This window comes from Pedobacter sp. BG31, from assembly GCF_042464845.1.
In the GTDB taxonomy this organism is placed as follows: Bacteria; Bacteroidota; Bacteroidia; order Sphingobacteriales; family Sphingobacteriaceae; genus Pedobacter; species Pedobacter suwonensis.
The window spans coordinates 1-5,832 of record NZ_JBHNZK010000043.1 but is presented as its reverse complement, the minus strand read 5'-3'; the positions used below and the strand labels follow the sequence as shown (position 1 = coordinate 5,832).

At 49.4% G+C, this 5,832-nt stretch carries 2 tRNA genes and 3 rRNA genes; all 5 read right to left on the bottom strand.

The annotated features are described in order from the left end of the window. Positions 1-74 precede the first annotated feature (74 nt). The 5 genes from rrf to ACFE6N_RS23450 all read right to left on the bottom strand — a co-directional run bounded on the left by rrf (position 75) and on the right by ACFE6N_RS23450 (position 5,618). Positions 75-186 (bottom strand): 5S ribosomal RNA (gene rrf, locus ACFE6N_RS23470). A gap of 139 nt (positions 187-325) precedes the next feature. Further along, positions 326-3,201, bottom strand: a 23S ribosomal RNA gene (locus tag ACFE6N_RS23465). Positions 3,202-3,598: 397 nt separating this feature from the next. Next, a tRNA-Ala gene (locus ACFE6N_RS23460) sits at positions 3,599-3,675 on the bottom strand. An 83-nt stretch (positions 3,676-3,758) separates the two neighbouring features. Next, positions 3,759-3,836, bottom strand: a tRNA-Ile gene (locus ACFE6N_RS23455). A 260-nt stretch (positions 3,837-4,096) separates the two neighbouring features. Beyond that, a 16S ribosomal RNA gene (locus tag ACFE6N_RS23450) occupies positions 4,097-5,618 on the bottom strand. The 16S, 23S and 5S rRNA genes sit together here with 2 tRNA genes alongside, the layout of an rRNA operon. Between the last annotated feature and the right edge of the window lie 214 nt (positions 5,619-5,832).

Below are 5,832 nucleotides of genomic sequence, written 5' to 3'. Positions count from 1 at the left end.
CGCTGTGCCCTATGCCCTCTGCTCTTAAAACAAGAAAGCCCTTCAACATTACTGCTGAAGGGCTTCTCTTTAAGATCTGGCACCGACCTACTCTCCCACGTGTTACCGCAGTACCATCGGCTCTGGTGGGCTTAACTTCTCTGTTCGGAATGGGAAGAGGTGGACACCACCGATATAGGCACCTGAATATTTTTATTTAAGGTTGAGGGAGGGAGGGTATTAAGGTAGAGGGTAAACCTTCTGCCTTTATGCCTTCCGCCTTCCGGCCTCAAATGACATATCATTGAAAGAAGTTAGCATGAAGAACAAACAACAGTTCTGTTTGCTTTGAAAGCTTCGGATGATTAGTACTACTCGACTGTGGTGTCGCCACCTTTACATCTGTAGCCTATCAACGTAGTAGTCTGCTACGGTCCTATATGGAATTCTCATCTCGTGGCTAGTTTCGCACTTAGATGCTTTCAGCGCTTATCTATTCCCAGCGTAGCTACTCTGCAATGCCCCTGGCGGAACAACAGATTCACTAGAGGCTGGTCCAACCCGGTCCTCTCGTACTAAGGTCAGCCCCACTCAAAATTCCTACGCCCACAACAGATAGGGACCGAACTGTCTCGCGACGTTCTGAACCCAGCTCGCGTGCCACTTTAATCGGCGAACAGCCGAACCCTTGGGACCTTCTCCAGCCCCAGGATGTGACGAGCCGACATCGAGGTGCCAAACCTCCCCGTCGATATGAGCTCTTGGGGGAGATCAGCCTGTTATCCCCAGCGTACCTTTTATCCTTTGAGCGATGGCCCTTCCATGCAGAACCACCGGATCACTATATCCGTCTTTCGACCCTGATCGACCTGTATGTCTCACAGTCAAGCAAGCTTATGCTATTGCACTCCACGTACGGTTACCAAGCGTACTGAGCTTACCTTTGAAAGCCTCCGTTACCTTTTTGGAGGCGACCACCCCAGTCAAACTACCCATCAAACAATGTCTCCCGCTTAGCGGGATTAGACACCGAATACAGAAAGGGTGGTATTTCAACGTTGGCTCCACGATGCCTGGCGACACCGATTCATAGCCTCCCACCTATCCTACACATCCTGTACCCAATGTCAATGTTAAATTGTAGTGAAGGTGCATGGGGTCTTTCCGTCCCGTTGCGGGTACCCGGCGTCTTCACCGGGACCACAATTTCACCGAGCTCATGGCTGAGACAGCGCCCAGATCGTTACACCATTCGTGCAGGTCGGAACTTACCCGACAAGGAATTTCGCTACCTTAGGACCGTTATAGTTACGGCCGCCGTTTACTGGGGCTTCGATTCAATGCTTCTCTTGCGATGACATCCCCTCTTAACCTTCCAGCACCGGGCAGGTGTCAGGCCTTATACCTCATCTTTCGATTTTGCAAAGCCATGTGTTTTTGTTAAACAGTCGCCTGGGCCTTTTCACTGCGGCTGACATTGCTGTCAGCGCCCCTTCTCCCGAAGTTACAGGGCCATTTTGCCGAGTTCCTTAGCCATGATTCACTCGAGCACCTTAGAATCCTCTTCCCGGATACCTGTGTCGGTTTGCGGTACGGGTTTTTATAACCTGGAGCTTAGCGGTTTTTCTTGGAAGTCTGATTACCTGCACTATCCAATCGCCCGAAGGTCCTTGGTACTATCAGCGTTCAGCATCGATCACGGATTTGCCTATGTTCGATATACCTACAGCCTTCAACGATCTATTCCGTCAGATCGCGGCAGTGTCACTACTCCGTCACCACATCGCAGTTATAAAAAGTACTGGAATATTAACCAGTTGTCCATCGAATTTCCCCTTCGGGTTCTCCTTAGGTCCCGACTGACCCTGATCCGATTAGCGTTGATCAGGAAACCTTATCCTTTCGGTGGGCGGGTTTCTCGCCCGCCTTATCGTTACTTATGCCTACATTTGCTTTTCTATGCGCTCCAGCACCCATTACCAGATACCTTCGCTGCACATAGAATGCTCCCCTACCGATATATTTCAATCCCATAGCTTCGGTGTACGGTTTAATGCCCGTTTATTATCCATGCCCGATCGCTCGACTAGTGAGCTGTTACGCACTCTTTAAATGAATGGCTGCTTCCAAGCCAACATCCTAGCTGTCTGTGCAATCGGACCTCGTTAGTTCAACTTAACCGTAACTTGGGGACCTTAGCTGATGGTCTGGGTTCTTTCCCTCTCGGCGCGTGACCTTAGCACCCCGCGCCTCACTGCCGGCCATATTACATAGCATTCGGAGTTTGTCTGGATTTGGTAGGATTTGACTCCCCCGCACCCAATCAGTAGCTCTACCTCTATGTAACTCGATGCCGACGCTGTTCCTAAAAACATTTCGGGGAGTACGAGCTATTTCCCAGTTTGATTAGCCTTTCACCCCTACCCACAGATCATCCGGAAACTTTTCAACGTTTATCGGTTCGGTCCTCCAGTACGTGTTACCGCACCTTCAACCTGTCCATGGGTAGATCACAAGGTTTCGCGTCTACCTCCTCTGACTATACGCCCTGTTCAGACTCGCTTTCGCTTCGGATCCGTGCCTGAAGCACTTAACCTTGCCAGAGAAGAGTAACTCGTAGGCTCATTATGCAAAAGGCACGCCGTCACTGGACACGCCAGCTCCGACCGCTTGTAAGTACACGGTTTCAGGTTCTATTTCACTCCCCTGTTCGGGGTTCTTTTCACCTTTCCCTCACGGTACTGGTTCACTATCGGTCTCTCAGGAGTATTTAGCCTTACCGGATGGTGCCGGCCGATTCCCACAAGGCGTCTCCGACCTCGCGGTACTCAGGATACTGCTAGACTGGTATTCTATACGTGTACTGGGCTGTCACCATGTATCGCCGGGCTTCCCATCCCGTTCCACTTCTGTTTACCAATGCCACGTTGCAGTCCTACAACCCCCACTTTGCCGTAACAAGGTAGGTTTGGGCTCTTTCCCTTTCGCTCGCCACTACTCAGGAAATCATTGTTATTTTCTCTTCCTCTGCTTACTTAGATGTTTCAGTTCGGCAGGTTTGCTCATTATATGTGACATGTCTTCAACATGCCGGGTTGCCCCATTCGGAAATCTCCGGATCTAGTTCCTATTTGCAGATCCCCGGAGCTTATCGCAGCTTATCACGTCCTTCTTCGCCTCTGAGAGCCAAGGCATCCCCCGTGTACTCTTTCTTACTTTCTTCTACTCATGCGCCTTTTGCGCCGCATGGTATGCTTTTTTGCTCTTGTTATGATGTCTCATTCCCGACCTAAAGTCGGGAGAGCACAAACACAACAGTCGCCTATTGTTGTTTGCTCTTCTTTTTTAACTTCTTCCAATATGTCAAAGAACTTTACCCAGGTTAAAGGTAGAGGGTATAAAGGTGGAGGGTTTCATTGTCCTGCGCCTAAGCCTCTGCTTAACCTTGTTAGTAAAAAACTGCGGTCTCGAACCGTTTCATACTTTTTGCAATGTATGTGCCCCGTGGCGTTTTCTTCTTGTCTTTCTGTATGTCAATGTCTAGTACCGATCCCGGTAACAGTTTCTGTTTTTTGAAAGCTTTCTGCTTTGGTCTTTATGCTTTGAGCTTTCAGCTCAATGGTGGAGAATAACGGAGTCGAACCGTTGACCTCCTGCGTGCAAGGCAGGCGCTCTAGCCAGCTGAGCTAATCCCCCAGAGTATTAAGTTTGGAGTTTGCAGTTATCAGTCTGGAGTATTCATAACTCCCAACTCTTTTCTCTCAACTCCCAACTTTCAATGGTAGTCCCGTCCAGATTTGAACTGGAGACCCCTACATTATCAGTGTAGTGCTCTAACCAGGCTGAGCTACGGGACTTTGCTTTGGGCAGCATCTGATGCAGTATATAGTATCTTACCGCTACCGCTTTTCCTTTGCCAACCTCAGCTTCATCCGTTAAGCCTACCCTTATAGTATGCCCACCGTTTTCTTCTGGGTGTTTCTTTTTTTCTCTTTGTTATAAAGTATATGGTATCAGGCTGAACGATATGGGCCTTAAACCCTATACCTTCTACCTCTTTACCCTATACTTATTTAGAAATATCATGTTGCGCAGTGAGTAGTCAACGCTACTCCAGAAAGGAGGTATTCCAGCCGCACCTTCCGGTACGGCTACCTTGTTACGACTTAGCCCCAGTTACCGGTTTTACCCTAGGACGCTCCTTGCGGTTACATACTTTAGGTACCCCCAGCTTCCATGGCTTGACGGGCGGTGTGTACAAGGCCCGGGAACGTATTCACCGCGTCATTGCTGATACGCGATTACTAGCGAATCCAACTTCATGGGGTCGAGTTGCAGACCCCAATCCGAACTGTGAACGGCTTTGTGAGATTCGCATCATATTGCTATGTAGCTGCCCTCTGTACCGTCCATTGTAGCACGTGTGTAGCCCCGGACGTAAGGGCCATGATGACTTGACGTCGTCCCCTCCTTCCTCTCTGTTTGCACAGGCAGTCTGTTTAGAGTCCCCACCATTACATGCTGGCAACTAAACATAGGGGTTGCGCTCGTTGCGGGACTTAACCCAACACCTCACGGCACGAGCTGACGACAGCCATGCAGCACCTAGTTTCGTGTCCTTGCGGACTGATCCATCTCTGGATCATTCACTAACTTTCAAGCCCGGGTAAGGTTCCTCGCGTATCATCGAATTAAACCACATGCTCCTCCGCTTGTGCGGGCCCCCGTCAATTCCTTTGAGTTTCACCCTTGCGGGCGTACTCCCCAGGTGGAACACTTAACGCTTTCGCTTAGCCGCTGACTGTGTATCGCCAACAGCGAGTGTTCATCGTTTAGGGCGTGGACTACCAGGGTATCTAATCCTGTTTGATCCCCACGCTTTCGTGCCTCAGCGTCAATAAGACCATAGTAAGCTGCCTTCGCAATCGGTGTTCTGAGACATATCTATGCATTTCACCGCTACTTGTCTCATTCCGCCTACCTCTAGTCCATTCAAGCCCATCAGTATCAAGGGCACTGCGATAGTTGAGCTACCGTCTTTCACCCCTGACTTAACAGGCCGCCTACGCACCCTTTAAACCCAATAAATCCGGATAACGCTTGGATCCTCCGTATTACCGCGGCTGCTGGCACGGAGTTAGCCGATCCTTATTCTTCCGGTACATTCAGCTAAATACACGTATTTAGGTTTATTCCCGGATAAAAGCAGTTTACAACCCATAGGGCAGTCTTCCTGCACGCGGCATGGCTGGTTCAGAGTTGCCTCCATTGACCAATATTCCTTACTGCTGCCTCCCGTAGGAGTCTGGTCCGTGTCTCAGTACCAGTGTGGGGGGCCATCCTCTCAGATCCCCTAGTCATCGTCGCCTTGGTGGGCCGTTACCCCGCCAACTAGCTAATGACACGCATGCCCATCTCCATCCCATAAATGTTTGATCATTGGATAATGCCATCCTGTGATTTTATGCGGTATTAATCCGGATTTCTCCGGGCTATCCCCCTGATGAAGGTAGGTTGCATACGCGTTACGCACCCGTGCGCCACTTTCCTCTCCAGCAAGCTGGAAAGTATCGTTCGACTTGCATGTATTAGGCCTGCCGCTAGCGTTCATCCTGAGCCAGGATCAAACTCTCCATTGTAAAATGTGTTGTTCAATACTGACCAGTTTTAACTATCGTTAAAAATAGTCTTCTTTTTTGTTATGTCTGTCAGACATTGACTTTAAAATTCAGTCAGGCATTCTGTACTTGAATACGTACTTCATTACCTCACTGCGCTACATTGACATCTCTTTTAAGAACTTATCGACTGTTGTTGCCTCGCGGCCCGTCTTTATATATCTCCAGATTTCAG